Origin of the sequence: Pseudomonas putida (assembly GCF_005080685.1) — a bacterium.
Lineage (GTDB): Bacteria > Pseudomonadota > Gammaproteobacteria > Pseudomonadales > Pseudomonadaceae > Aquipseudomonas > Aquipseudomonas putida_V.
Window position 1 is genome coordinate 1,283,449 of record NZ_CP039371.1, and the last position, 22,129, is coordinate 1,305,577.

At 62.6% G+C, this 22,129-nt stretch carries 17 protein-coding genes; 5 read left to right on the top strand and 12 right to left on the bottom strand.

Translation table 11 applies throughout. The features are described 5' to 3' along the window. Positions 1-6 precede the first annotated feature (6 nt). The 6 genes from E6B08_RS06215 to E6B08_RS06240 all read right to left on the bottom strand — a co-directional run bounded on the left by E6B08_RS06215 (position 7) and on the right by E6B08_RS06240 (position 6,514). Entirely contained in the window at positions 7-1,335 is a 1,329-nt protein-coding gene (locus E6B08_RS06215) for a sigma-54-dependent transcriptional regulator (protein ID WP_136913222.1), read from the bottom strand. After that, the gene (locus E6B08_RS06220) at positions 1,332-3,236 is read right to left on the bottom strand and encodes a sensor histidine kinase (protein WP_136913223.1); all 1,905 of its coding nucleotides are present in this window, start codon (positions 3,234-3,236) and stop codon (positions 1,332-1,334) included. Before E6B08_RS06220 ends, E6B08_RS06215 begins: the two co-directional genes overlap by 4 nt. Positions 3,237-3,304: 68 nt before the next feature. Beyond that, positions 3,305-4,039: an amino acid ABC transporter ATP-binding protein gene (locus E6B08_RS06225; RefSeq protein ID WP_136913224.1), complete on the bottom strand. Its 735-nt coding sequence runs from the start codon at positions 4,037-4,039 to the stop codon at positions 3,305-3,307. Beyond that, positions 4,036-4,707, bottom strand: a complete 672-nt coding sequence (locus E6B08_RS06230) for an amino acid ABC transporter permease (RefSeq protein WP_136913225.1) — start codon at positions 4,705-4,707, stop codon at positions 4,036-4,038. The genes E6B08_RS06225 and E6B08_RS06230 overlap by 4 nt, the downstream gene beginning before the upstream one ends. After that, positions 4,708-5,454, bottom strand: a complete 747-nt coding sequence (locus E6B08_RS06235) for an amino acid ABC transporter permease (RefSeq protein WP_136913226.1) — start codon at positions 5,452-5,454, stop codon at positions 4,708-4,710. Between the two features lie 142 nt (positions 5,455-5,596). Beyond that, positions 5,597-6,514 carry a glutamate/aspartate ABC transporter substrate-binding protein gene (locus E6B08_RS06240; protein WP_136913227.1) on the bottom strand — a complete coding sequence of 306 codons (918 nt, stop codon included), beginning with the start codon at positions 6,512-6,514 and terminating at the stop codon, positions 5,597-5,599. A 329-nt stretch (positions 6,515-6,843) separates the two neighbouring features. On the opposite strand from E6B08_RS06240, the gene E6B08_RS06245 reads away from it, so the two are divergent. After that, positions 6,844-11,244 carry an NEL-type E3 ubiquitin ligase domain-containing protein gene (locus E6B08_RS06245; protein WP_192938623.1) on the top strand — a complete coding sequence of 1,467 codons (4,401 nt, stop codon included), beginning with the start codon at positions 6,844-6,846 and terminating at the stop codon, positions 11,242-11,244. 40 nt (positions 11,245-11,284) lie between these two features. Here E6B08_RS06245 and glpD read toward each other — a convergent pair whose 3' ends face one another. From glpD to E6B08_RS06265, 4 genes are all read right to left on the bottom strand, one after another. Continuing rightward, positions 11,285-12,823 carry a glycerol-3-phosphate dehydrogenase gene (gene glpD / locus E6B08_RS06250; protein ID WP_136913229.1) on the bottom strand — a complete coding sequence of 513 codons (1,539 nt, stop codon included), beginning with the start codon at positions 12,821-12,823 and terminating at the stop codon, positions 11,285-11,287. A gap of 175 nt (positions 12,824-12,998) precedes the next feature. Then, complete coding sequence (glpR, locus tag E6B08_RS06255) at positions 12,999-13,754, bottom strand: DNA-binding transcriptional repressor GlpR (RefSeq protein ID WP_136913230.1); 756 nt, start codon at positions 13,752-13,754, stop codon at positions 12,999-13,001. A 147-nt stretch (positions 13,755-13,901) separates the two neighbouring features. Next, complete coding sequence (gene glpK / locus E6B08_RS06260) at positions 13,902-15,401, bottom strand: glycerol kinase GlpK (RefSeq protein ID WP_136913231.1); 1,500 nt, start codon at positions 15,399-15,401, stop codon at positions 13,902-13,904. A 51-nt stretch (positions 15,402-15,452) separates the two neighbouring features. Next, positions 15,453-16,304, bottom strand: a complete 852-nt coding sequence (locus E6B08_RS06265) for an MIP/aquaporin family protein (protein WP_136913232.1) — start codon at positions 16,302-16,304, stop codon at positions 15,453-15,455. Here E6B08_RS06265 and E6B08_RS06270 point away from each other — a divergent pair. Beyond that, positions 16,303-16,557, top strand: a complete 255-nt coding sequence (locus E6B08_RS06270; protein ID WP_136913233.1) for a hypothetical protein — start codon at positions 16,303-16,305, stop codon at positions 16,555-16,557. The genes E6B08_RS06265 and E6B08_RS06270 overlap by 2 nt on opposite strands. Positions 16,558-16,607: 50 nt before the next feature. Then, complete coding sequence (gene ybaK / locus E6B08_RS06275; RefSeq protein ID WP_136913234.1) at positions 16,608-17,078, top strand: Cys-tRNA(Pro) deacylase; 471 nt, start codon at positions 16,608-16,610, stop codon at positions 17,076-17,078. Positions 17,079-17,182: 104 nt separating this feature from the next. Here ybaK and E6B08_RS06280 read toward each other — a convergent pair whose 3' ends face one another. Further along, positions 17,183-18,292, bottom strand: coding sequence for an ABC transporter ATP-binding protein (locus E6B08_RS06280; protein WP_136913235.1), 1,110 nt, complete (start codon positions 18,290-18,292; stop codon positions 17,183-17,185). Further along, on the bottom strand, positions 18,289-19,209 hold the full coding sequence (argF, locus tag E6B08_RS06285) for an ornithine carbamoyltransferase (protein WP_136913236.1): 921 nt from the start codon (positions 19,207-19,209) through the stop codon (positions 18,289-18,291). The genes E6B08_RS06280 and argF overlap by 4 nt, the downstream gene beginning before the upstream one ends. A gap of 364 nt (positions 19,210-19,573) precedes the next feature. Here argF and E6B08_RS06290 point away from each other — a divergent pair, with 364 nt between their 5' ends. Together E6B08_RS06290 and grxD are read left to right on the top strand one after the other, a co-directional pair. Then, on the top strand, positions 19,574-21,682 hold the full coding sequence (locus E6B08_RS06290; protein ID WP_136913237.1) for a molybdopterin oxidoreductase family protein: 2,109 nt from the start codon (positions 19,574-19,576) through the stop codon (positions 21,680-21,682). A 91-nt stretch (positions 21,683-21,773) separates the two neighbouring features. Then, complete coding sequence (gene grxD / locus E6B08_RS06295) at positions 21,774-22,109, top strand: Grx4 family monothiol glutaredoxin (RefSeq protein ID WP_136913238.1); 336 nt, start codon at positions 21,774-21,776, stop codon at positions 22,107-22,109. Positions 22,110-22,129 lie beyond the last annotated feature (20 nt).

Here is a 22,129-nt window from a genome sequence, read left to right on the forward strand (position 1 = left end):
TTGGGGTCAGCCGAGGCCGTACTTTTTCACTTTGTCGAACAGGGTGGTCTTGGCCATGCCCAGCTCCTGGCTGGCCTGGCTGAGATTGCCACCGGTGCGTTGCAATGCATCGCTCAGCAGATTGCGTTCGAAGGCCTCCACCGCCTCGGCAAAACCCAGGCCCTGGCTGGCGCCGCCACCGACCCCTTTCTTGAACGCCGGCAGGCCGAGGGCATACCGTTCGGCGACGTTGCGCAGTTCGCGCACGTTGCCCGGCCAGTCATGGGCCATCAGGCGCGACAGGGTCTGGCTGTCGAGCGTCGGCACCTGGCGGTCGAAGCGCAACGCCGACTGCTCCAGGAAGTGCTCGAACAGTTGCAGGATGTCTTCGCGGCGCTCGCGCAACGGCGGCAACTCCAGGGTCACCACGTTCAGCCGGTAGTACAGGTCGCTGCGGAACTGGCCGCTCTGCCCCAGGCTATCGAGGTCGGCCTTGGTCGCGGCGATCACCCGGCAGTCCACCGCGATGCTCTGGTTCGAGCCCAGGCGCTCCAGGGTGCGTTCCTGCAATACCCGCAGGAGCTTGATCTGCAGGTTGATCGGCATGCTCTCGACCTCGTCAAGGAACAGCGTGCCGCCATTGGCGTGCTCGATCTTGCCGATGCGGCGCTTGCCGGCACCGGTGAAGGCGTTGGCCTCATGACCGAAGATCTCGCTTTCGAACAGGTTCTCCGGCAGGCCGCCGCAGTTGAGCGCCACGAAGGGCTGGCCGTGGCGCCGGCTGGCATCGTGCAGGCAGCGGGCGACCAGCTCCTTGCCGGTGCCGGTTTCGCCTTCGATCAGTACGTTGGCCGAGGTATCGGCAACATTGGCGATCAGCTCGCGCAGGTGCTGCATCGCCGGCGAGCGCCCGATGATGCGCCCCTCCAGGCTACCCTGCTCGGCCAGTTGCCGGCGCAGGGCCGACACCTCGCGCGACAGCCCGCGTTGCTCCAGGGCGCGGCGTACCACATCGACCAGGCGCTCGGGGGAGAACGGCTTTTCCATGAAGTCGTAGGCGCCGTTGCGCATGGCGCCGACGGCCATGTCGATATCGCCATGGCCGGTGATCAGCACCACCGGCAGGCTGCGGTCGCGGGCCTTGAGGCGGTTGAGCAGCTCCAGGCCATCGATGCCGGGCAGGCGGATATCACTGACGACGATACCGGCGAAGTCATCGCCGACGCGTTCCAAGGCTTGTTCGGCGCTGCCGACACCTTCGCAGGCGATGTCCTCCAGGGCCAGTGCCTGCTGGCAGCCGAGCAGCACATGCGGGTCGTCTTCGACGATCAGGACGGTGAGAGGCGTTGGCTTCATGGGTGCTCCGCAGGTTCCTGAATAGGGTTGGCCAAGGGCAGGGCGAGCACGAAGGCCGTGCCGCCGCTGGCGGGGTGCTCGACGTTCAGGCTGCCCTTGGCGGCGGCGGCGAGGCTCGCCGAGAGGGTCAGGCCCAGGCCCAGGCCGTGTTCGCCTGGTTTGGTGGTGAAGAAGGGCTCGAACAGGTGCTTGCGCGCCTCGTTGTCGATGCCGTGGCCGTTGTCGCGCACGCGCAGGCGGTACTTGTCGCCCTGCATCTCGCCTTCGAGCCACAGTTGCGGCTGGGGCTGGTGGGTCATGGCATCCAGGGCGTTGCCGATCAGGTTGACCAGGATCTGCTCCAGGCGGGTCTGGTCGATGGCCAGCTGCGGGTCGTCGAGCTGGCTATGTACCTGCAGCCGGCAGCCACTGATGCGGTTGCCCAACAGCTGCAGGCTGGCCTCCACGGCCTTGGCCAGCGAAGCCTGGCCGCTGTCGTCGGCACGCCGGGCGAACGAGCGCAGGCTCGCGGTGATGCGGCCCATGCGGTCGATCAACTCGTTCATGGTACGCAGGTTGGTGGTCGCGGTGTCCAGCGCGCCGCGTTCGAGAAACCGAATGGTGTTGCCTGACAGCGTGCGCAGGGCGGCCAGCGGCTGGTTCAATTCGTGGGCGATGCTGGTCGACATCTGCCCGATGGCCGCCAGCTTGCCGGCCTGAACCAGCTCGTCCTGGGCATGGCGCAGGGTCTGCTCGGCGTGGCGGCGTTCGCGAATCTGGCCCTTGAGCCGTTCGTTGCTGGCGCGCAGGTCGGCGGTGCGTTCGGTGATGCGCCGTTCCAGCTGGCTGTTGGCCTCTTCCAGTGCCTCGCGCGCGGCAAGCCGAGTAGCGATCACCTTGCGTCGCTCGTTCCAGGCGATGCCGAGGATCGCCAGCAGGGCGAAGGCCACGGCCACCAATACACCTTGCACCATCGATTCGCGGCGCAGGTCCTGCAGCGGCGTCAGCAGGGTGAAGTGCCACGGCGTATCGACCAGGCGCCGGGTCTGGGCCAGGTAGGTGACTTCGTGGGGCGTGCCGTGGGCGGTCTCGAGGTTGGCCGGGAAGGTGAGTTTTTCCACGCCGTCGGCGAGGATCTCGCGGTCCAGCGGCTCCAGCTCGTTGAGCGGCCACCAGTAGTACTGCAGGCTGCGGGCCAGCCGCTCCTTGATCTGCGGGGTCAGCGGGCGTACCGACTTGAGCCGCCGGGCCGGATCGCTGGAGAGGATGATGATGCCGTTCTCGTCACTGACGAAGGCTTCCAGGCGCGCCCGTTGCCAGCGCTCTTCGAGGGTGTCCAGGCGTACCTTGATGACCGCCACGCCGATGATCTTGCCGTGTTCCTCCAGGCCGTGGGCCAGGTAGTACCCGGCCTCGCCCGTGGTGCTGCCGATCCCGTAGAAGCGCCCTGGCTCACCGCGCACGGCGGTCTGGAAGTAGGCCCGGAACGACAGGTCCTCGCCGAGGAACGAGTCGGCATCGCGCCAGTTGCTGCTGGCCTGCACCCGGCCGTTGGTGTCGAGAACGAAGATCGCCCGGCTGCGACTACGCCGGTTCAGGCCTTCGAGGTATTCGTTGACGGCCTGGCGGTTGCCGCCGTCGGGATCGGTGAGCAGTTGCGAGACGCTGTCTTCGAGTTCCAGCAGGCTCGGCAAATAGGTGTACTTGCTGATTTCGCTCTCGACCGTGCGCGCATGCAGCTCGAGCTGGCGCTCGCCGTTTTCGCTCAAGGTGCGGATGCCGTTGCTCTCGCTGATCAGATAGCCGGCAAAACCCAGGCCGACCATCAGCAGGATGATCAACGGCGGTAGCAGCAATTGGCGAATCAGGCGGGATTTCACGACAGGCTTGGCAGGGAGAAGAAGCGAGGGGTCGCATTTCATCACAGTGGCCTTGTCACGACCAGCGTCCGCTGCCCGAAGGTGCCCGGGCAGCGGAAACGGTTGCCGACTTAGTGTTGCAGGATCTTGCTGAGGAAGTGTTGGGTGCGTTGGTCGCGGGCGCTCTGGTCACCGAAGAACTCGTCCTTGGTGCAGTCCTCGATGATGCTGCCCTTGTCCATGAAGATGACCCGGTTGGCGACCTTGCGGGCAAAGCCCATCTCGTGGGTCACGCACATCATGGTCATGCCTTCGTTGGCCAGTTGCACCATCACATCCAGTACCTCGCTGACCATTTCCGGGTCCAGTGCCGAGGTTGGTTCGTCGAACAGCATGACGATCGGGTCCATGGCCAGCGCACGGGCGATCGCCACCCGCTGTTGCTGGCCACCGGAGAGCTGGCCAGGGTGCTTCTTGGCGTGGGCACTGAGGCCGACGCGCTCGAGCAGGGCCAGGCCTTTCTGGGTGGCCTCTGCTTCGCTACGGCCGAGTACCTTGCGCTGGGCGATGGTCAGGTTCTCGGTGATGGTCAGGTGCGGGAACAGCTCGAAGTGCTGGAACACCATGCCCACCCGCGAACGCAGCTTGGGCAGGTTGGTCTTCGGGTCGGCAATCGAGGTGCCATCGACCACGATGTCGCCCTTCTGGAATGGCTCCAGTGCGTTGACGCACTTGATCAGGGTGGATTTCCCCGACCCCGAAGGGCCGCAGACCACCACCACTTCACCCTTCTTCACCTCGGTGCTGCAGTCGGTCAGTACCTGGAAGTCGCCGTACCACTTGTTGACGTTCTTGATGGAAATCATACGGTGATCCTTTTTTGCAGGCGCTTGACCAGCCACGAAGCGGAGAAGCTGATGAGGAAGTAGACGACCCCGGCGAAAATCAGGAACTCATGGGAGCGCCCGATGATGTCGCCGTTGGAGCGTGCCGAGTTGAGGAAGTCCACCAGGCCAACGGTGTACACCAGCGAGGTGTCCTGGAACAGGATGATGCTCTGCTGCAGCAGCAGTGGAGTCATCTTGCGGAAGGCCTGGGGCAGGATGATCAGGCGCATGGTCTGCGAATAGTTCATGCCCAGCGCTTGCGCAGCGCCCATCTGCCCTTTGGAGATCGACTGCACGCCGGCACGGACGATTTCGCAGAAGTACGCGGCCTCGAACATCATGAAGGCGACCACGCAGGAGGTGAACGCACCCACCGGGGTGTCTTCGCCGGTGATCCAGCGCAGCACGAACGGCACGGCCAGGTAGAACCAGGTGATCACCAGCAGCAACGGGATCGAGCGGAAGTAGTTGACGTAGGCGCCGGCGACATTCGACAGCAGCTTGCTCGACGACAGGCGCATCAACGCCAGTAGCGTACCCAGCACGATACCGCCGACCACGCCCATGACCATCAGCTTGAGGGTCATGATCATGCCGTCCCAGAGGGCGGGCAGGGCGGGGATGATTTCGCTGAAATCCATTTCCATTTACTTGCCTCCCACGGAAATCAGACCGGGCACGGCGACTTTCTTCTCGACCAGGCGCATGAGCAACATCAGGCCCATGTTCAGGGTGAAGTAGATCAACGTGGCGAGGGTGAACGCCTCGAACAGGTTGGCGGAGAACTCTGCGGTCTGCTTGGTTTGCGCCAGCAGCTCCATCAGGCCGATCAGCGAGGCAACCGAGGAGTTCTTGAAGACGTTGAGAAACTCGGAGGTGAGCGGCGGAATGATGATCCGGTAGGCCTGTGGTAGCAGCACGTTGTTGTAGATCTGCGGGAGGCTGAAACCCATGGCACGGGCGGCAGCTTCCTGGCCTTTTGGCAGCGCCTGGATACCGGTACGCACCTGCTCGCAGACCCGTGCGGCAGTGAACAGGCCAAGGCAGACGACCACGCTGATCAGTGCCGAAGTGGTCGGGTTCAGGTCTTGCTTGAACCATTCCTGCAGCCCTTCAGGCAGCAGGTCCGGTACCAGGAAGTACCAGATGAACAGCTGCACCAGCAGCGGCACGTTGCGGAACAGCTCCACATAGGCGGTGGCGATGCCCGATACCAGACGGTTGGGCACGGTACGCATGACGCCAAGGAGCGACCCCAGCAACAGTGCGATGATCCAGGCGGTGATGGCGATGGCGATGGTCCAGCCCAGGCCGGTGATATACCAGTCCAGATAGGTTTCGCTGCCCACGCCGGTGGACTTGAAGAACACGCCCCAGTCCCAGTTGTAATTCATCGGGATTTCCCCTCAGACGGTTGTTTCACGGGCACCTTCGAGCATCCAAGGGCGGCATGCGCCCTCGGATGAAAGGTTAGACACTAATGAGTGGCCTGCAGAATTGATTCGTGCTGTCGAGCACCAGGCCACTATCTGGGGATCAGGACTTCTTCTCGTCCGCGGCCTTGTCGGTGGGCTCGGCGATCAGTTTCTTCAGCTCGTCGCTCATCGGGAATTGCAGGTTCAGGCCCTTCGGCGGGATTGGCTGCTGGAACCACTTGTCGTAGCTCTTGTTGACCTCGCCCGACTTGAAGTACCCGACGATGGCATCATCGACCGCTTTCTTGAACGCATCGTCACCTTTGCGCACCATGCAGCCGTAGATTTCGTACGATTGTGGGGTACCGGTGATGACCCAGTCGCTAGGCTTGCGGGCCTTGGCCATTTCGCCGGCGAGCAGTGCGTCGTCCATCATGAACGCCACGGCGCGACCGCTTTCGAGCATGTTGAAGGCTTCGCCGTGGTCCTTGGCGGAGATCACGTTCATCTTCATCTGCTTGTCGGCATTCATCGCCTTGAGCAGTCGCTCGGAGGTGGTACCGGCGGTGGTCACGACGTTCTTGCCGGCCAGGTCCGGGAAGTCCTTGTAGGAAGGCTGACCGTCCTTGACCTTGGTCAGCAGGCGGGTGCCGACTTCGAAGATGCCGACCGAGAAGCCGACTTGCTGCTGGCGCTCGACGTTGTTGGTGGTAGAGCCGCACTCGAGGTCGACGGTGCCGTTCTGCACCAGTGGAATACGGGTTTGGGAGGTGACGAGGTTGTAGCGCACCTTGATGTCGGTGCCCAGTTGCTTCTTCAGGGCCTCGACGACAGCCAGTTGGATGTCGTGGGAGTAGCCCACGGGCTCGGGCTTGCCGGCCAGGTAGGAAAACGGAATGGAGGAGTCGCGGTGGCCCAAAGTGATGGTGCCCGAATCCTTGATCTTCTTCAGTGTGCCGGTCAGCTCTTCGGCCATGGCCGGCGAAGCGATGACCGCAGCCGCGATGGCGGCGCCCAGCAATTGACGAACGATACGCATCAAATTTTCCTCGACGTGTTTGTTTTTCTTATGGAGCCGTTGGCGGGGCTCTTCGTTCAGCGAATACAGCATGAAGCGATGTGCATTCGGTTGAAGAGTGTAGAGCATGAGTCGTGCCAAGCCCCCGATATCGATCATAAGCCGCGAAAACCGGGGGTATGAATCTTTTTTGACGCTAAGGGCTGGGATAGAGCGTCCGGGAATCCGTACGAGTGGCTTATATGTGTTCGGTAATCCGAACGAGGTGGCGTGCGTGCAATGCTGTATGTACCGCCAAGGCAAAGCTCGATGGTGATGTGATCGACACTTCACCTACCAGGACTACGCCCATGCCAGAGGCCATTTTTGCCCCCGACTCTATCGACACCTTGATTGCCAGCCGACTTCCAGCCTGGCTTGTCCGCTCCCAGCCTGAGCGAATTCGCGCGCTGCACCAGGCATTGCACCGACAGCAGGTCGCCAGTCACAGCCTGGCCGCCAGACTCAGCAGTATTCCGGACCTGGCTGCCTACGCTGCTCCTTTGCTGATGCGTGCCCTGAGCGAGGCGGGAGTGGCCAATGCGGATGTCCAGGCGAGCCACGTCACTGTTAATCACACCCAAATAGTGCCTTCGCCAGCGGCTACCCTGCCGGTGCAACGCGTGGTGTCTACCTCCACCCAAAGCCTTCTGGCTGCAGCGCTGCACAACTTCCACCTTAGCGAGACGCAACCTTCGCTGTTGCGCCAGGGGCGCCTGGAAAATGCGCAGGGGCAACGGTTGTCGCTTTCGCTGGAGCAGTTCGCCGCATTGTGCCGACGCCTCGACCTGGGCGGTGGTTATCAGGCCTTGCTCAATACTCAGTTGCGGCCCAGTGACCAGCCCGCAGATGCACCCGGCGAACGGCGCCAGGCACTGGCCAGCTTGTTTGAAGAAAGCTTCAGGGCCCATCTCGATGTTGCGGTGCGCTTGGCCAGGCTCAAGGATGAGCTGGACGAGCGCAGTTATCTGCAGATGGTGCCGATTGCTTCGTTTAACCCTATCGTACCGCCACTCGCGGGGATCGTTCGGCCTCGTCAGCTGTATCTGTTGGGAAAATGCATGCGTGGCATCGTGGCCGTGGAGGCACGACCTACCGAGGATGCCGAGGTCGAGGCTGTGATTGCCTGGATTCCTGGCGATCCGCAGGGCGAGATGAGCCGCCATGCTTCATGGCAGGCTCTTTACGACATGATTGCCTTGCGCCTGCGCGGGCGAGATTACCGCCAGTTTTTTCTGCGTTTTGTCAGCGAGCGGGACCGGCCGGGGTTCTTCAGCGTGCTCGCCGGCTTACTCAAGACCAGCAAGTGGGGCCGTACGGTCGAGCTCGATGGCCGGAACACTCAGATCGCCATACCGTTGTTCGAGCATCTGCGTGCTCAGCGCATCGACACGTTGCTCGATGATGCTCGGGTGCTGGCTGTGGCAACGGACGAAGAAGACGAAGCCGATCGTCGTCAGCGCTTGCAGGGCTATCTCTCGGGAGGGTTGGACTTGCTTGGTCTGATCGGCATGTTCGTTCCGGTACTGGGTGAGGTCATGTTGGCCGTAGGTGCCGTACAGCTCGTCGATCAGGTCTATGAGGGCTACCAAGATTGGCGGCTGGGTGATCGACAGGAGGCGCTGGGTCACTTCTTTGGCGTGGCCGAGACGATTGCCCTTGGCGCGGTGATGGCAACGGGGGGGAACGCATTGGCAGGCGCCTTCAAGCGTGCAGCGTTCGTCGACAACTTGGCTCCGTCGGTCTCTGATTCGGCGTCAGTGATGCTCAATGAGCGAAGCTTGTCCGCCTTCAGGTTGCCCGCGCTCGATGAGCCATTCGGGCAGAAAATCCAGGTAGGCGATCGCTGGCGTCTGCGTGTGCAGGAAAACGTCTATACCGTGAGCGAAGACGCCCAGGAGCATGCGTGGCGTGTTACCCATCCAAACCGCAGCGGTACAGCTGCTCCCCTCCTGGAGCATAACGGCAGTGGCGGTTGGCGGCACGCGTTTGAGTTACCGCAGGAGTGGCAGGGCAGCACCTACCTGTTGCAGCGATTGAGCAGCCAGTTTGCGGCGGTATCCGACGCGGCCGCTGACGATCTACTCCTATGCACCGGTTTCAACGAGGAGCAACTGCGTGGTTTGCATGTCGAAGGGGCGGCTGCGCCTGCTCGCTTGCTCGATGCGTTCGACCGCTATCAGGCCCATGACCAGCATCCCGAGCTGCAAGGTGAAGCCTTCGAACAGCATATGCAGGCACGTGAGAAAACTCCGAACGCCGATGAGTCCGTGGTGATGCGTGACTTTCCGGGCCTGTCGTTGCGTGCGACGCGGGAAATCCTCGTATCGGCAACCGCTCAGCACATTACCGAGCTTGGTCGCAGCGGACGGGTACCGCTCAGTCTCGCCGAGCGTGCTCGCTGGCACTTGTATGACGCCCGGCTTGATCGCGCTTGCGCCGGCCTGTGTCAGCGAGCGGCTGTCAATGCTGACACGCGTCGGCTGGCAGTGGGCTTGATCGAGCGAATCGCGCCATGGACCGACGTCAGGGTGGAGATCTACGATGGTGGTCTGGATCGCACGCCTTCGTTGCAGTCATCGGCCCCGGCCACTGCATCGGCAAGACGTATTCTGGCGACAGGACAGGGCTATCAACTGCTGGACGGTCCGCGTGCAGTCCATGCTTTAGCCTCCGACAGCCTTTTGCGAGCCTTGTGGCTGAGCATGGACGACGAGCAACTGGCCCAGTTGTCCCCTGCCGATTCGGGTGAGCTGCAGCTGGCCGACCTGCTGTTGCACCAGGCAAGCGCCGACCGCGCGCAAGCCGCGAAGCACATAGGCATGGCGCCGGTGGGTGTCGGGGTGCGACTACCTCGGCGTCTGGGCGATGGTCGATTCGGTTACCCGTTGAGTGGGCGCCCCGGTAATGGGCGGCAAGCCTGTCGCAGAGGAATACACCAGATATTCCCGACGATGACCGACACGCAACTGGAGCATTACCTTCTGCCACTGATCAATCAGCATGTCGACCTCTGGCAGCATTACAGCCAGCTGCAGCGGCAGTTGACGCTATTGCGCAGCAGTTTGCGAGATTGGCGCGGCCATTGGAGTAACCCGTTGCGGGCCCTGCGTCGCCGTCGCGTTGCGACTGCGCTGCGTCGCTGCTGGCGGCGCAAATTGGTGGGGTTGGATGGCGAGTATGAGTTGATGATCGAGGGTGAATGGATCAACACCTTGCCGGAGCTGCCTACGGGGTTGAGCTTCGACCATGTGCGCAGATTGAGCTTACGCAATATGGACCTCAGGGAGATTGATGCGGATTTCCTCGGTCGCTTCCCCAATCTCGTGGAGCTGGACCTCGCGGACAACCGCTTGATGATCGTTCCCGAGGGACTGGAACAGTTGCGCCAGCTCAGGCGGCTCGATCTTTCACGCAATCGTATCGTTCTCGACCCGGCGGGTGAGCGTCGGCTGCAAGCGCTCTCGCGGTTGCACACGCTTAACCTAAGTTACAACCCACTGCTGCGACCGCCCGCCGTCGAGGGATTGAGATTCCTGCGCCTGTTTTCCTTGCGTGGATGCAACCTGCAAGACTTGCCACACTCGCCTCAGGAGCTGCCCTGGCGGAGTTTGGTGGACTATCGAGACAATCGTCTGCGCGAGGTACGCGCAGAGTTGCAAGCATTGGGTAGCAGCCTGCAGCGCATGGTGTTACACGATAACCCACTGAATGAGGAGAGCCGAGTTGCACTGGAGGCCGCTAGAGGGGCCTCTATCCCGCGCCAAGGGATCGCGCGGGCACATCAAGCCAACAATGATGCCGTTCTGGCCGAATGGTTAGGTAATGATACGAGCAATAGGCGTGCTCGCCGTACGAGCTTATGGAATCGGTTGAGCAGCGAAGCAGGCTCAGCCGATCTCTTTCGCTTTCTTGCGGATTTCACTCGCACTGAAGAGTTCGGCTACTCCACCTGGGACTATCGGGATCGCGTCTGGCATATTCTCGAGGCTTGCGAACAACACGAGTCGCTGAGGTGGTTCGTGTTCAACGAGACAGGCGGTGCGCGAACCTGCGAGGACCGATTGTTGCTGATTCTGAGTCAACTGGAGGTGGGCATGCTGGGCCACCAAGTTGTCGTCGAGCAGGCGGATGCCCAGGTCGAAAGACGTCTGGTGGAATTGGGGCGCGGATTGTATCGCCTGGATGAAGTTGATCGTATCGCAGCTGCCCATACACAGGCGCTTCATGAGGCCGACCGTCAGGCCATGGCTCGCCTGGAGGGTGCTCAGGCGGGGCAATCCCCTTCCACGCTGGTGGATGAGATCGAAACACGCTTGTTCTACCGGGTCAGGCTGGCACGGCGACTCGGATTGCCCGAGCAGCCCAGGCGCATGCATTATCCTGGATCCGCCAGGGTTACGGTCGGGGACATCGATAATGCCGAGCGTGAGATTCTGCAGGCCGAGAGCGTGCAGGCCGTGGTCGACTCATTGGCCGAACGGCCTTTCTGGGATGGCCATGTCCAACAGCGTCATTCTGCCGATTTCGCCGCTCTGGCCGATCCGTTCCACGCGCAGCTGGAGGGGGCTCAGGCCCTTTCAAGCGCAGGCACAATCAGCGAAGAGCAGTACCTGCAGCGTGCGAACAATCTCATGTTGGCCTTGCAGGCTGCCGAGCGGCAGCTGCGGCATTCACTGGCCGAAACTGCCTGCCAACGCTGGCTGCAGTAAACCCTGTTGAGGCCCCTCGGAGCCGCAGCCTGGACCGTGCTCAGGCTGCGCTGATCTGGTCGTTGTCGCCTTGCGACCGATTCAGATAAGCGCGCAGGGCCTGCTGTTCGGTCGGGCTAGTGAACAGGCCGAGCTTGGTGCGGCGCCAGAGGATGTCGTCGGCGTCGGCCGCCCACTCGATGTCGCGCAGGTAGTCCACTTCGCGCCCGAACAGGCCGCCCCCGATGGCCTGGCCCAGGTCGTCCGGGCCGCTGACGCCGTCGAGCATCTGCCAGACGCGGCTGCCATAGGTAACCGCCCAGCGCTTGGCGATATCGACGGGCAGCCAGCTGTGTTTGCCCAGCAACTGGTCCACCAGCGCTTGCGCGGTGGTCATCTGTTCACCGCCTGGCAGCGGCGCCGCGGCCGTCCAGCTACCACGCATCTGCGTGAAGAACGGCTTGAGTTCGGCCATGGCCGATTCCGCCAGCTTGCGGTAGGTCGTCAGCTTGCCGCCGAACACCGACAGCAGCGGCGCTTGGCCGGTACTGGCCGACAACGCCAAGGTGTAGTCGCGGGTCACTGCCGAGGGGTTGTCCGATTCGTCATTGCACAACGGGCGGACGCCGGAGTAGGTGTGCAGGATGTCGGCGCGGCTCAACGGCTGATTGAAGTGTTCGTTGACCACGTTCAACAGGTAGTCGGTTTCCTGCTCGGTGATCGCTACCTTGGCGGGGTCGCCGCTGTATTCGCGGTCGGTGGTGCCGATCAGGGTGAAGCGCTCGAGGTAGGGGATACAGAAGACGATGCGTTGGTCTTCGTTCTGAAGGATGTAGGCATGTTCGCCTTCGTACAGACGCGGCACGATGATGTGGCTGCCCTGGATGAGGCGGATGCCATAAGGCGCATCGAGCTTGAGGTCGTCCTTGATGAAGGTCGCGACCCACGGCCCGGCAGCGTTGACCAAGGCGCGTGCGCGAATGTTGCGAAGGCTGCCGTCGGCCAGTTGCAACTCCACCTGCCAGATCCCATCGACGCGCTCGGCGCGCAGGCAACGGGTGCGGGTATGGATGTGTGCGCCGTGTTCGCGGGCAGCCATGGCGTTGAGCACCACCAGGCGGGCGTCATCGACGGCGCAGTCGGCATATTCGAAACCACGGGTGATGTTTGGCTTGAGCGGGTAGCCGGGGCCGAAGCGCAGGCTGCGCGAGGCGCCCAGGCGCTTGCGCTTGCCCAGGTGGTCATACAGGAACAGGCCGGCGCGAATCATCCAGGCGGGGCGCAGGTGTGGACGATGCGGCAACACGAAGCGCATCGGCCTGACGATGTGCGGGGCCTTGGCCAGGAGTACCTCGCGCTCGGCGAGCGCTTCGCGCACCAGGCGGAACTCGTAGTGCTCCAGATAGCGCAGGCCACCATGGATCAACTTGCTGCTGGCTGAGGAGGTGTGTTGGGCCAGGTCGTCCTTTTCGCAAAGGAACACCTTCAACCCGCGCCCCGCGGCATCGGCAGCGATGCCCACGCCATTGATGCCACCGCCGATCACGGCGAGGTCGTAGCAGTCGGCGAGTGGGGGCTGGGACGAAACGGGCTGGGACACGGGCAAGGCCTCCTGAGGGCGTTCGTAGCGAATGTGAACATCAATGTTCGTTTGCGAAAATATTAGCGCAACAGGAGGGCGGTCGCCAGTCAGTGTCTATAGAAAAAACTGATCGGATGACGCGAAATGAACAAAAACGAAAATTTGTGCGAGGTGACAGGGCTCCGGAGAACCCTTACACCACTTCGAGCCGCACCTTGTACTGGTTCAGCAACTCGCCCAGCGCCACCGTCGGCGCCTGATCGGTCACCAAACAGTCGACCAGGTTGATCGAGCCCAGGCGGACCATGGCATTGCGCCCGAACTTGCTCGAGTCGGCCGCCAGGACCACCTGCCGGGCATTGGCGATGATCGCCTGGGAAACCCGCACTTCCTGGAAGTCGAAGTCGAGCAGGCTGCCATCCTCGTCGATACCGCTGATGCCCACCAGGGCGAAGTCGACCTTGAACTGGCTGATGAAGTCGACACTGGCCTGGCCTACCACACCGCCGTCGCGGCGCACCGTGCCGCCGGCCACCAGCACCTCGAAATCATCCTTGGCAGCCAGGATCGACGCCACGTGCAAGTTGTTGGTGATCACCTTGAGATGGCTGTGGTTGAGCAGCGCCCGGGCGATGGACTCGGTGGTGGTGCCGATGTTGATGAACAGCGAGGCATGGTCGGGGATCTGCCGCGCCACGGCTTCGGCGATGCGTTGCTTTTCATCGCGCATCTGATCGGCGCGCATGGCGTAGGCCGTGTTCTCGATGCTCGAATCGTAGGCGGCACCGCCGTGGTAGCGGCGCAGCAGGGTGAGCTCCGCGAGCTGGTTGATATCGCGACGGATGGTTTGCGGGGTCACGACGAACAACTGCGCCATTTCTTCGATACTGACATAGCCGCGTTCGCGCACCAGTTCGAGGATTTGTTGTTGGCGAGGGGGCAGATTCATGGGCGGTCCTTTGGGGCTGCCGGACAAATTCTGCAATGATGCCGTAGGAAAGGGATGACGGCCAGTGGACTATCAGGCTTGGGATCAGAGGTTTTTCTGTAGGAACGGCACGGAGCCGCCCCCACAGAAGATGGCTATCGTTTGCTGTTAGGCCTCGTGATCTTCCCAATCGCGCGTGCGCTCGACCGCTTTCTTCCAACCCGCGTACAGCTTCTCCTTGTGTACTTCGTCGAGCTGCGGGCTGAACTCGCGCTCGATGATCGCCTTGTCGCGCAGCTCTTCCAGGCCACTCCAGAAGCCACTGGCCAGGCCCGCCAGGTAGGCGGCGCCCAGGGCCGTGGTCTCGCGCATTTTCGGGCGTTCGACGCAGGTGCCGAGGATGTCGGCCTGGAACTGCATGAGGAAGTTGTTGGCCACCGCGCCGCCGTCCACGCGCAGCTCGGACAGGCGCTCACCGCAGTCCTGTTGCATGGCGTCGAGGACATCGCGGGTCTGGTAGGCGATCGATTCGAGGGCCGCACGAATGATGTGGTCGACCTTCACCCCGCGAGTCAGGCCGAACAATGCGCCACGCGCGTACGGATCCCAGTAGGGCGCACCCAGGCCGGTGAACGCCGGTACCAGGTACACGCCGTTGCTGTCCTTGACCTTGCTGGCGAAGTACTCGGTGTCCAGGGCGTCGTTGACGATTTTCAGTTCGTCGCGCAGCCACTGCACGGTCGAGCCGCCGTTGAACACCGCGCCTTCGAGGGCGTAGGCCACCTCGCCGCGAGGGCCGCAGGCGATGGTGGTAAGCAGGCCATGGGACGATTTCACCGCCTTGTCGCCGGTGTTCATCAGCAGGAAGCAGCCAGTGCCATAGGTGTTCTTGGCCTGGCCGGGCTCCACGCACATCTGGCCGAACAGCGCCGATTGCTGGTCACCCGCGATACCGGCGATGGCGATGCCGCTCTTGGTATGGCCGTACACCTCGGAGGAGGGGCGCACCTCGGGCAGCATCTGCCGCGGGATGCCGAGGATCTCCAGCAACTGGTCGTCCCATTGCAGGCTGTGGATGTTGAACATCAGCGTGCGCGAGGCGTTGGTGTAGTCGGTGACGTGCACCTTGCCGCCGGAAAACTTCCAGATCAGCCAGGTATCGATGGTGCCGAACAGCAGTTCGCCGCGCTCGGCGCGTTCACGTACGCCTTCGACGTTGTCGAGGATCCATTTCAGCTTGGTGCCGGAGAAGTACGGATCGGTGACCAGGCCCGTGGCTTCGCGGATGTATTGCTCGTGGCCATCACGCTTGAGCTGGGCGCAGATCTCGGTGCTGCGGCGGCATTGCCAGACGATGGCGTTGTACACCGGGCGACCGGTTTCTTTGTCCCAAACCACCGTGGTCTCACGCTGGTTGGTGATACCCAGTGCTGCCACCTGGGCGTGGCTGATGCCGGCCTGGGCCAGGGCCTCGACCATGGTCGCGCTCTGTGTGGCGAAGATTTCCATCGGATCGTGCTCGACCCAGCCGGCTTGCGGATAATGCTGGGCGAACTCGCGCTGCGAGGTCCCTACCACGTTGGCGTCGCGGTCGAAAATGATGGCCCGCGAACTGGTGGTGCCCTGGTCCAGGGCGATGATGTAGTTCTTATCCTGGGTGTCTGTCATGGTCGTAGGCCTTGCAAGTAAAGGAGGTCGGGGCTTGGGCACGCGGCTGCGTCAGCTGACTTGGGTATCGCCCCGGCAATTGTCAGAGGTTTCGGCATCCGCGCTCTGCGCCACCGGCAGGTGGCGTGCAATCAGGCTGCGGTAGCCTGCGGCACCCAGGCATGCGCCAAGAATCGGCGCGAATACCGGTACCAGGAAATAAGGGATGCTCCGCCCCCCAGTGAAGGCGATTTCGCCCCATCCGGCGAGGAAAGTCATCAGTTTTGGCCCGAAATCACGAGCAGGGTTCATCGCGAACCCGGTCAGTGGACCCATGGCGCTGCCGATCACCGCAATCAGCAAACCGATCAGCAACGGTGCCAGCGCGCCACGCGGCAAACCATTGTTATCATCGGTGAGGGCCATGATCACGGCCATCAGGATGGCCGTGATCACCATTTCGACCAGGAATGCCTGGCCGATGGACAAGGCAGGGTGTGGATAGGTGGAGAACACCGAGGCCAGTTCGAGGCTCTCGGCACTGCCACGCAGCATGGCGTGACTTTGTTCGAAATCGAAGAACAGACTGCTGTACAGCGTGTAGACCAGTGCCGCTCCGCAGAAAGCGCCGGCAATCTGGGCGAGCATGTAGAACGGCAGTTTGCGTCGTTCGAAGCTGCCGAACAGGGTCAGGGCAATGCTTACGGCCGGGTTGAGGTGCGCACCGGATACGCCGGCGGTGAAGTAGATCGCCATGCTCACCCCCACACCCCAGATGATGCTGATTTCCCAGAGGCCGAAGCTGGCTCCTGCGACCTTGAGGGCGGCAACGCAGCCGGTGCCGAAGAAAATGAGTAGCGCGGTGCCGAGGAACTCTGCCAGGCACTGGCTGGACAGTGTGGGTTCGCGAAGAGCAGTCGTCATGTATGACCTCGATTGTTTTTGTTGTGAGGCGCTAAGCGCTCGACAGCAAGGCCTGGAGTCGATCCCCATTGACGCCAGGCGGATGTTGAAAAATGCACATTTTGAGTGCACTGATTATTCACAAACGAAAAAATATAGACAAGAAACGCTGATGTCAAAGGTCGAAAGTGAACGGTCGGTCACGATTCGGCGCCGTATTCAAGGCGTAAATGCCGCGCTAGAGGCGCGCATTGGCGCTAGATTGGCCGCTTGACGGGATTTGCCCTAAAGTAGCCGCCGTCCAGTCCCAGATCGGAGCACCCCATGACCCCCGCCCTCGACTTGCTGAAGAAAGCGCGCGCCGAACATCGCGTGCACAGTTACGAGCACGACCCCAAGTCGGCTTCATATGGGCTGGAAGCCGCGGAAAAGCTCGGCCTCGATCCGCAGCAGGTGTTCAAGACACTGCTGGCCAGCACTGAAAAGAGCGAGCTGTTGGTGGCGGTGGTACCGGTGGGCGGAACCTTGGATCTAAAGGCGCTGGCGCATGCGGCAGGGGTGAAGAAGTGCGAAATGGCCGACCCCATGGCGGCGCAGCGTGCTACCGGTTACCTGGTCGGCGGCATCAGCCCGTTGGGGCAGAAGAAGCGCCTGCGCACGTTCATCGACGAGACCGCGCAGAACTTTGCGACCATTCATGTCAGCGCTGGGCGGCGCGGGTTGGAGGTGGAGCTGGCGGCCGCGGTGCTGGCCGAGCATACCAAGGGTGTGTTCGCCGGAATCGGTCGGGGTTGAGGGGAGTATCACCGATCAGACGGTTCCTATCCGAGCGGTGCTGTTTTCTGTAGGAACCGGCTTGCCGACGATGGGCCGCAACGCGGCCCACGAAGGCGTTGGTGTTAGGTCGCCGAACTGTATCGACGCACGCCGTTCTCCTGGCGTGGCAGTTGCGCCGCGACGCTACCAGGCGCCGCGAACAGCACCAAGTGATCGGCCGCGACATCGATGCCCACTTCCTCACCCACCTGGTGATCGATGTGGCTCGGGAAGATCGCCTCGAGCTGGCTACCGGTCGGCAGTTGCAGGCGGTACAAGGTCGAGGCACCGAGGAAGCTCTTGCCGATGACGCTGGCGCGCAGGCTGCTGTCGGGCGCATGCACGATATCGTCCGGGCGCAACAGCACGTCCACCGAGCTGCCCAGCGCCATGCCGTAGGCACGATTGCCGCGCAGTTCGCCGAGTTCGGTGGTGACGGCATCATGGCTGCTCATCTGGCCGCGAATGAAGTATCCCTGGCCGACGAAACTGGCGACGAAGGGGGTCTGCGGCTCGTGATACAGGTTGTAGGGGGTATCCCACTGCTCCAGGCGACCTTCCTTGAACACACCCACATGGTCGCTGACGGCAAACGCTTCTTCCTGGTCATGGGTGACCAGGATCGCGCTGGTACCACGGCTCTTGAGAATGTCGCGAACCTCATGGCTCAGGCGCCGGCGCAATTCCACATCGAGGTTGGAAAACGGCTCGTCGAGCAATAGCAGTTGCGGTTCCGGGGCCAGTGCCCGGGCCAGGGCTACCCGCTGCTGCTGCCCGCCGGACAATTCGTGTGGGTAACGCCCGCCCAGGCCGCCAAGCTTGACCAGGTCCAGCATCTCCTGGATGACTGCCGCCTGGTTGGGGTGCTTGGCAATGCCGAAGGCGATGTTCTGCGCCACGGTGAGGTGGGGGAACAGCGCGTAGTCCTGGAACACCATGCCGATGCGACGTTTTTCCGGTGCCAGGGTGAAGCCTGCCCGGGAAATGACTTCGCCGGCCAGCTGGATTTCACCCTCATGCACCGGTTCGAAGCCGGCGATGGCGCGCAAGGTGGTGGTCTTGCCGCAGCCCGATGAGCCGAGCAGGCAACCGATGTCGCCTGCGTTCAGGTGCAGGTTGAGGTTCTGAACGATGCGCTGGTCGCCATAGCCACAGGCGAGGTCGCGCAGGTTTAGCAGTAGGGGTTGACTCATGCGTGGTGGTAAGCCGGTTCGACAAGGAATTCGAGAAGGGCCTTCTGCGCATGCAGGCGGTTTTCAGCTTGGTCCCAAGCGACCGAACGAGGGTCGTCGAGCAGGTCCTGGCTGATTTCCTCGCCACGGTGGGCGGGCAGGCAGTGCATGAACAGGGCGTCGGGTGCCGCCAGGTCGAGCAGTTCGCGGGTGACCTGGTAAGGCGCGAAATGCGCCAGGCGCCGTGCAGTTTCCTCCTCCTGGCCCATGGAAGTCCAGACGTCGGTGGTCACCAGGTGCGCACCTTTCACGGCTTCACGCGGGTCACGGACGATCTGCACGCGCTCGCCGCCCAGGGCCAGGAAGCGTGGATCGGGCTCGTAGCCTTCGGGGCAGGCGATGCGCAGTTGGAAATCGAACTGCACGGCTGCCTCGATGTACGAGTTGCACATGTTGAAGCCGTCGCCGACCCAGGCCACGGTCTTGCCCTGGATGGCGCCACGATGCTCGAGGAAGGTCTGCATGTCGGCCAGCAACTGGCACGGGTGCGACTCGTCCGACAGGCCGTTGATCACCGGCACGCGAGCGTTGGCGGCGAACTCGGTCAGGGTGCCGTGGGCATGGGTGCGGATCATCACGGCATCGAGCATGCGCGACATGACGATGGCGCTGTCGCTGATCGGTTCGCCGCGACCCAGTTGGGTGTCGCGTGGCGAAAGGAAGATCGCCTGGCCGCCGAGCTGGATCATGCCGGCCTCGAACGACAGGCGGGTGCGGGTCGAGGACTTCTCGAAGATCATGCCGAGCACGCGGTTTTTCAGCGGTTCGAACAGTACGCCGCGGTTACGCAGGTCCTTCAGCTCGATGCCTCGACGGACCACGGCGAGCAATTCGTCAGCGGTGAAATCCATCAGGGAGAGAAAGTGCCTAGCGCTCATGTTTGACTACCTTATCTGCAACGGTATGCAGGTCGACCGTATGGTTTTTTTTGACAACGGGAGTGACCTGCGGCGTAAGCCGCACGGGGCGGACGAAATAGGGAAAGGCGCAATACTATAATTAAATGTCGCCTGAAACCAAGGGGAGAAACAGCGTCACTGTTGCAAAGGGTGTCGTTGCCCCGAACTTCGCTGCTGTTCTTTATTTGCTACAGCGGTTGTACACGGCTTGCCGGCGATTTGGCAAATCGGGGGTCGCCCATGGCCAGGCTGATGTCGCGCGATTCACGCCGCGAAGCACGCTGGCAGGCACTGGGGGCAGGGCGCATAGTCTGGGCTGACCTAACAAGAGGGCGAGGCGGCCATGACCAAGACCCTGCATCACCGTGCCTGCCACCTATGCGAAGCGATCTGCGGGTTGAGCATCGAGGTCGGCCGGGACGACGACGGACGGTCACGGATTTTGTCGATCAAGGGCGATCCGCTGGACCCGTTCAGCCGTGGCCATGTCTGCCCCAAGGCTGTGGCCCTGCAGGATATCCAGGACGATCCGGACCGCCTGCGCCAGCCCCACAAGCGCGTGGGCGAGCAGTGGCAGGCTATCGATTGGGAAGAGGCGTTCGCCCTGGCGGCCGACCGGCTCTGGGCGGTCCAGCAGGCCCATGGGCGCAACGCCGTGGCGGTGTACCAGGGCAATCCCAGCGTGCACAACTATGGCCTGATGACCCACAGCAACTACTTTCTGGGGTTGCTCAAGACCCGCAACCGCTTCTCCGCCACCTCGGTCGACCAGTTGCCCCAGCACCTGACCAGCCACCTGCTGTACGGCCACGGCCTGCTGCTGCCGATTCCCGATATCGACCATACCGACTTCATGCTCATCCTCGGTGGCAATCCGTTGGCTTCCAATGGCAGCATCATGACCGTGCCGGACGTCGAGAAGCGCCTGAAGGCCCTGCGCGCACGCGGTGGGCGGCTGGTGGTGGTTGATCCGCGGCGCAGCGAAACGGCGGCGATGGCCGACCAGCATCTGTTCGTGCGCCCAGGCGGCGATGCCGCATTGCTCTGCGCACTGCTCAATACCCTGTTCACCGAAGGGCTGGCGCGCGGCTCGCATCTGCCGGTCAATGGGTTGCAACAGCTGCGCGAGGCGATCGCGCCGTTCAGCGCCGAGGCCATGAGCGCGCACTGTGGCATCGGCGCCGCGCAAATCCGCCAGTTGGCCCGGGATTTCGCTGCAGCCGACAAGGCGGTCTGCTATGGCCGCATGGGCGTCTCGACCCAGGTCTTCGGCACCTTGTGCCACTGGCTGGTGCAAGTCATCAACCTGGTCAGCGGCAACCTCGACCGCGAAGGCGGGGCGCTGTGCACGGAGCCTGCCGTGGACCTGGTGGCGAGCACTGCGGGCGGCCACTTCAATGCCTGGCAGAGCCGGGTCTCGGGCCTGCCCGAATACGGCGGCGAATTGCCGGTGGCAGCCTTGGCCGAGGAGATACTGACGCCTGGCGAGGGCCAGGTGCGCGCCCTGGTCACCGTGGCGGGCAACCCGGTGCTGTCCACCCCCAACGGCCGGCAATTGGACCAGGCGCTGGCGGATCTGGACTTCATGCTCAGCATCGACCTCTATATCAACGAGACCACTCGCCATGCCGACCTGATCCTTCCATCCACTTCGGCACTGGAGAACGACCATTACGACAGCACCTTCAATTTGCTCGCGGTGCGCAACGTGACCCGGTTCAACCGGGCGATCCTGGCCAAGCCGGAAGGGGCGTTGCACGACTGGGAGATCTTCGTTGGTCTGGCCCAGGCGTTCGCCAGGCGAGCCGGGGTCGAACTCAGGCCCACCCTGGCGCCCTCGCGCATGATCGACCACGCCCTTCGCAGCGGGCGCTACGGCGAGGCCTCGGACTGGAACCTTTCATTGGCAACCCTGGAGCAACACCCCCATGGCCTGGACCTTGGCCCGTTGCGCGCCAATCTCGGCAGACGCCTGGCTACCGCCAGCAATGCCGTCGAGGTCGCGCCGCAGTTGCTGCTCGATGACCTGCAGCGGCTGGCTCGGCAGGCGCCGCCTGCGCCTGGCGAGTTGTTGTTGATTGGCCGGCGTCATGTGCGCAGCAACAATTCGTGGATGCACAACTTTCATCGCCTGGTCAAAGGCAAGCCACGCCATCAACTGTTGATGCACCCGCAAGACCTGCGACAGCGGCACTTGCAAGATGGCCAACGGGTGCGGATAAGTTCGCGCACCGGCATCCTGGAGGTCGAGGTGCAGGCCTGCGAGGACATGATGCCCGGCGTGGTCAGCCTGCCCCATGGCTTCGGCCATGCTCGCCTTGGCGTGCACCTGCGAGTCGCGCAGGCGCAGGCCGGCGTGAGCGCCAATGACCTCACTGACGAGCGCCTGCGCGACCCGATCTCAGGCAACGCCGCGCTCAATGGCGTGCCTGTGCAGATAGAGGCCGCTTGAAGCGCGGCAAGGCCGAGCATGCTGATCGGGTTTCCGTTACAATGCGTCACCGTGCCGACATTTGCGTCGGAAAGTTCAGCCGAGGTGCTACATGGATATCATCGAAACGATCAAAGAGCAGATTGCCAACAACACCATTCTGCTTTACATGAAAGGCTCGCCGAATGCCCCGCAGTGCGGCTTCTCTGCGCGTGCATCGCAGGCCGTGATGGGTTGTGGCGAGAAGTTCGCCTACGTCGACATCCTGCAGAACCCGGAAATCCGCGCCAACCTGCCCAAGTACGCCAACTGGCCGACCTTCCCGCAACTGTGGGTCGGCGGTGAGCTGGTCGGCGGCAGCGACATCATGCTGGAAATGTTCGAAAAGGGTGAGCTGCAAACCCTGATCAAGGAAGCGGCCGCCAAGGCCAAGGCTTCCGAAGCCTGATTTTCAGGTCATAAAAAACC

Excerpts from the sequence above, each read along its gene's own strand:
- E6B08_RS06215 (WP_136913222.1), bottom strand. The coding sequence starts at position 1,335 with ATGAAGCCAACGCCTCTCACCGTCCTGATCGTCGAAGACGACCCGCAT.
- E6B08_RS06220 (WP_136913223.1), bottom strand. The coding sequence starts at position 3,236 with ATGAAATGCGACCCCTCGCTTCTTCTCCCTGCCAAGCCTGTCGTGAAA.
- E6B08_RS06225 (WP_136913224.1), bottom strand. The coding sequence starts at position 4,039 with ATGATTTCCATCAAGAACGTCAACAAGTGGTACGGCGACTTCCAGGTA.
- E6B08_RS06230 (WP_136913225.1), bottom strand. The coding sequence starts at position 4,707 with ATGGAAATGGATTTCAGCGAAATCATCCCCGCCCTGCCCGCCCTCTGG.
- E6B08_RS06235 (WP_136913226.1), bottom strand. The coding sequence starts at position 5,454 with ATGAATTACAACTGGGACTGGGGCGTGTTCTTCAAGTCCACCGGCGTG.
- E6B08_RS06240 (WP_136913227.1), bottom strand. The coding sequence starts at position 6,514 with ATGCGTATCGTTCGTCAATTGCTGGGCGCCGCCATCGCGGCTGCGGTC.
- E6B08_RS06245 (WP_192938623.1), top strand. The coding sequence starts at position 6,844 with ATGCCAGAGGCCATTTTTGCCCCCGACTCTATCGACACCTTGATTGCC.
- glpR (WP_136913230.1), bottom strand. The coding sequence starts at position 13,754 with ATGAATCTGCCCCCTCGCCAACAACAAATCCTCGAACTGGTGCGCGAA.
- glpK (WP_136913231.1), bottom strand. The coding sequence starts at position 15,401 with ATGACAGACACCCAGGATAAGAACTACATCATCGCCCTGGACCAGGGC.
- E6B08_RS06270 (WP_136913233.1), top strand. The coding sequence starts at position 16,303 with ATGTATGACCTCGATTGTTTTTGTTGTGAGGCGCTAAGCGCTCGACAG.
- E6B08_RS06265 (WP_136913232.1), bottom strand. The coding sequence starts at position 16,304 with ATGACGACTGCTCTTCGCGAACCCACACTGTCCAGCCAGTGCCTGGCA.
- ybaK (WP_136913234.1), top strand. The coding sequence starts at position 16,608 with ATGACCCCCGCCCTCGACTTGCTGAAGAAAGCGCGCGCCGAACATCGC.
- E6B08_RS06280 (WP_136913235.1), bottom strand. The coding sequence starts at position 18,292 with ATGAGTCAACCCCTACTGCTAAACCTGCGCGACCTCGCCTGTGGCTAT.
- argF (WP_136913236.1), bottom strand. The coding sequence starts at position 19,209 with ATGAGCGCTAGGCACTTTCTCTCCCTGATGGATTTCACCGCTGACGAA.
- E6B08_RS06290 (WP_136913237.1), top strand. The coding sequence starts at position 19,574 with ATGACCAAGACCCTGCATCACCGTGCCTGCCACCTATGCGAAGCGATC.
- grxD (WP_136913238.1), top strand. The coding sequence starts at position 21,774 with ATGGATATCATCGAAACGATCAAAGAGCAGATTGCCAACAACACCATT.